Raw genomic sequence first — 888 nt, 5'->3', positions numbered from 1 at the left:
CTTCGGGACGGCCGGGCTGATGATCCGCCAGCGCGGGCAAAAGGATGGTCTCATCGAGCTCGCCGGCAGCGACCATACGATCACTGGCATGGTCGAATTGTCCGCCAGCATCGACACGCTCAACAACCGCGCGCTCTTCAACGACGATCTCCGCATTTGCGGCATCGTCAATCGATCGACCAACTCGGGCATCGGCGGTGGGCTGATCGTGCCCGAGTTCTGCGAAATCGGCTATTACGGCACGCAGGCGAAGACCAAGATCTCCGACGTTCGCGCCGACTTCAACTTGGGACCGGGCTTCGTCGGTCCTGGCCGCTACATCGGGTGCCAGAGCGAGAAGAATTCGCAGGCCCGCATCCGCGCTTACGCCGGTTTCCAGAGCTTCGGTGCCAGCTGGATGCACCTGATCGGGTGCCTTTCGATATCGGATGGTCGGTGTAACTATGGTGCCGACTTTGATGGGTCGGACTACAGCGATCCCGAAAGTCGGGGATCGATCACCGGGTTCACCTCGTCCGGCCATACCATCGCGCCGATCCGGCAGGCCGGTTACATTCCGACGCCGCTTTCGTTGCCCCGTCTGGAAATCCCGAGCCGTGATTTCATGCCGAGCGGCACCCAATTGCATGCCGGCCTTCAGGTCTGGGATTACAATGGCGGCAAGCTCTACATCCGCAACCACGCGAACACCGCCTGGTACACCCAAACGCTGACCTCGGAGGCCTGAGCCATGGCGGATGATCGCACGCGCCTGTTGAAGAATGACGCGGCCATGGCTGCGTCATGGGCCAAGGAGAGCCAAGTCGCAGACGATGCCGCGGAGACGAAAATCGCGCTGTTCTCAGGGCGGGTGCCCGACAGTGAGGAAGCCAGCGCCCGCCTTAGAGG

1 protein-coding gene is annotated in these 888 nt (G+C 61.9%); it reads left to right on the top strand.

Going from position 1 to position 888, the window contains the following annotated elements; genetic code table 11:
* The coding region (locus tag LS48_RS15395; protein ID WP_157881742.1) for a hypothetical protein at positions 1-727 on the top strand (727 nt) is incomplete at its 5' end.
* Positions 728-888 lie beyond the last annotated feature (161 nt).

Origin of the sequence: Aequorivita aquimaris, assembly GCF_001573155.1 — a bacterium.
Lineage (GTDB): Bacteria > Bacteroidota > Bacteroidia > Flavobacteriales > Flavobacteriaceae > Aequorivita > Aequorivita aquimaris.
The sequence above is the reverse complement of the archived record's forward strand: the minus strand, read 5'-3'. Positions and strand labels throughout refer to the sequence as shown.